The sequence below is a fragment of the Pseudoalteromonas luteoviolacea NCIMB 1942 genome (assembly GCF_001625595.1).
Lineage (GTDB): Bacteria > Pseudomonadota > Gammaproteobacteria > Enterobacterales > Alteromonadaceae > Pseudoalteromonas > Pseudoalteromonas luteoviolacea_A.
Genome location: NZ_AUXT01000040.1, coordinates 1 through 3,270, shown reverse-complemented (window position 1 = coordinate 3,270; position 3,270 = coordinate 1). Strand labels below are relative to the sequence as shown.

Annotated in this window: 3 protein-coding genes and 1 pseudogene; 1 reads left to right on the top strand and 3 read right to left on the bottom strand. The window is 38.5% G+C overall.

The annotated features are described in order from the left end of the window. The 3 genes from N482_RS03435 to N482_RS03425 all read right to left on the bottom strand — a co-directional run. Positions 1-1,177 (bottom strand): hypothetical protein (locus N482_RS03435; RefSeq protein WP_155730463.1); only part of this gene is annotated, 1,177 nt, incomplete at its 3' end. Next, on the bottom strand, positions 1,174-1,977 hold the full coding sequence (locus N482_RS03430; protein ID WP_155730462.1) for a hypothetical protein: 804 nt from the start codon (positions 1,975-1,977) through the stop codon (positions 1,174-1,176). The genes N482_RS03430 and N482_RS03435, both read right to left, overlap by 4 nt. An 8-nt stretch (positions 1,978-1,985) precedes the next feature. Further along, positions 1,986-2,606 carry a hypothetical protein gene (locus tag N482_RS03425; RefSeq protein ID WP_155730461.1) on the bottom strand — a complete coding sequence of 207 codons (621 nt, stop codon included), beginning with the start codon at positions 2,604-2,606 and terminating at the stop codon, positions 1,986-1,988. Between the two features lie 541 nt (positions 2,607-3,147). Between N482_RS03425 and N482_RS26015 the strand changes: the two are divergent. Next, positions 3,148-3,270 (top strand): annotated as a pseudogene (locus tag N482_RS26015) (IS4 family transposase); the annotation flags it as partial.

The window sequence follows — 3,270 nt, the reverse complement described above, 5'->3', positions numbered from 1 at the left end:
AGCTGTTAACAGAATGTTCACACTCTCGCCCTGCTTCTACACCAACAAAGTCAATGACATGTGCTCTTATTGATACAGGGCTATTTGTCGTCGCTAAAGTTGGCCACGCGGTAAAACTCTTAATTAAAGGTTCTTTAACAACATAAATTGTTCTCGAAGCAACATCACTTGCTCCTGCACCATCAGTTGCTGTTAACTGCACAGAGGTGGTTTTTTGTATGTCCAGTTTGACGCTACATTTCACTTCTTTTTTACTAGAACAGCTCGAACTAAACTCCGTTAAGTTCTTACTGACATCACCCACTTTAAGCTTCAATGAACTTAATTGGAGAGACGCAATATTATCTGCATCGGTCACATGCACTTTAAGGGTAACCGTGTCCCCAGAAAGAATATGTGTCTTATCTGCACTGAGCTCTCTAATCACAGGTGGAGAGTTCAAGTTAGGATACGTGACAACAATATCTGAACTGCGACCCGAATTAGAAAATTTATCCGAGGCGGTTGCATGCCAGGTAACCTTGCACTCTGTGGCACACGCCTCAATTGCGGCATTAGTATCAGCGTAGCTACATGACAACGAATCTGAACTCGAAGTTGTACAGCTCTTTACCAGCGTGTTATTGCGATAGATATTGAAGCGATCAATATCCTTGCCACTGTCGTTCACCTTGAAAGTAACAGTGACTGGGTCTCGCGTGGTCAAATCTCCTGCACGAGGGCTCACATCGGCTTGAGTAAAGTCTGTCGTTGTTTTGGCTACGACCGTCACCGTTCTGTCAATATCAAGAGCGCCACCATTCACATGAGTTGTGCCATCAACTGGATCATGGTCCTCAGACATGGCGCCATAAGTTGCGGTAATACTGTGCGTGCCCACTTTTAATCCACTAACGCGCACACACTGAACATCGTCTCCACGCTTTGTCCATTCATCATATTGAGTATAATTGTTAATCTGATTAACTTTTACCCCAATAAATCCATCATAGTATTCTGTGTCACGACCACTATAGTCCCAAGGAGCAATAACTTCTTCAATTAAATAAGAGTCGCCTTCTTGTATAACTGTGGCATTGGCATTAGTGCCACAATCGGACGCCAAAGCTAAGTGGGTATAAATACTTGCGGCCAATAAAGCAGTCGCTTTTAAGGCCTTTTTAAATAAACTCATCATAAATCTGCGCTCCATGCTTCATCTAGTTTTTGCACCTGCGCTGCCTTTGACTCACTGGCAACTGATTGAGTACCAAAACGAAACATTTGCTGTGCACGCTCAACTATCGAATTGCCTTGCGATTCAACTGGTACGGGCAAACCCACCAACCTATCGCCATCAATAAGGGTGAATTGAAGCTTTCCTTCACTCGGTGTATTTTGCGCGCCAATTAACAATTGCGGCGTATTCAAAATTGGGGTTGCCGGATGAAAAGGTAAAGTAAATTGGCGAGAAGTTGTGCTTTTAGAAAGCTGAGATAACACTTCGATTTTGCCATCTCGATAAAAAACATAAATACCGCGCATAACTTGGCTATCAATAGGTGTGATCCCATTTTTCTGTAACCAACTTAAATTTGATTGGGGCAAAAAGTCGGGGTCGATTACGATTGGGCTGGCATATACTTCCCCATATTTGATAGAAGTACAGTTATGTGTTGGTAGCTGTTGTAATTTTACGCTGCAAATTTGGCTGCGCCCGCCAAAAATATTTACCGAATAGTACAACTCTCGATTATGCAGTGTTGGCGGGTTGTTAATTATACCATTTAACGAGCGCTCCCAAATTAACTGCCACTTTTCACTACCAACAGCCTCTTTTTTATAGCGGTAGTGTAATAACTTTCCGTCATGCGTACCAAAATATATATCTTCGTTATCAGTCAAAACCGTTTTATGGTTTATATCATAAGGAAGTTCGTATAAAGGTTGGGTATACGCTGTTTTATGTCCGGTATGACGAATTAAACCGTGCTCCAAAGCCACGTTTACTTTAAGCGTTTTTTCTCTCCTGAAAAACCCGATGCAGTGATATAAAAAGTGCTGGACCGTTGAGGTCTGATTGTAATTCGCCCACTAACAGGGTTCAAAGGCGAGAATGTATAACCTTCACTGTTTCTAATTTCAACCGTCGCAGCCCCCATAACTGACCATCTCAATAATGTACTTTCACCTTTTTTTAAAGTGGATTTATCAGTATAAAAAGCGTTGATTTTTAATTCATCACTCACTTTATTGTTGTTCAATTGCCATTCAGAGCAACCGTACTTATGGCAAGAACGTATACGATACTCTCTACTAGAATCGACCCTAAAACTCGCACTGGTCCCAATAACCTTATTGGAAACTAGATGCCACTCTCCGTTTATATAGGCTTCAACTTGATAGTAATCGGCAGTACTTGTAGAACTCCAAGCAACAAAGTCGTGAGTGCTTGTATTTTTAACGCTGAAATAAATAGGTTTTGAGGGGTAAACATCCATTGGTAATATCAATGTAATACCATCTAAACCGATAGGTACATATGCTTGTTCAAACTCTTGAGAAAAGCTTTTAAAAGGCATATGGAATAAGAAAAAAATCAAAGGAAAGTGTATCAACCTTTTCAAATTTAAAATCCCTATAAAATAAAACCCACACGCTCATTAAATAAGCAGCAGAAAAGTTAAAATGGCGAAAATAATAACACCACCTAATAGAAACAAAAGAAAAACCTTTCAAATAATGTAAAAAATCATTAAAAACAAACCAAGTTGTACAACACAAATAAAGATTTAATAAAAAATTAAAATTAAAAACATTTTAATAATAAAAGCAAAATCGAGATCGATTATAAACCCAGCACAATAAAGGCATTTGATTTCTGTTGAAAAAACGAATTTAAATAGATTTAAAGGTATTACTACACTTTGCATGGAAAGCACATAAAAACAGCAACTTCAACAGCTATATAAGTCATTTCGATGGCTGATCTGCGTTCTATACTTTTAGGTTATTAAATAAGAAAAAGGAATTATAAATTTTCTTTGTCAGTAAAAATTAAAAAACCAGAAAGAATAAATCTAGATTTTACTTTTAAAATTTAGAAGACTTTCTGACAGTTCGGTTCTAACCCTGAGGAATCCCCACGAAATATCTATGTAAAACAATGGACGTAATATTGACAGTGCTGCGAAAGAAAAACACTGGATAAAACGGGTCGAAAGATTATGCAATAACTCACATATTCATCGAGAAATTGATGCTATTTATACACGCATGACATTTTTACTC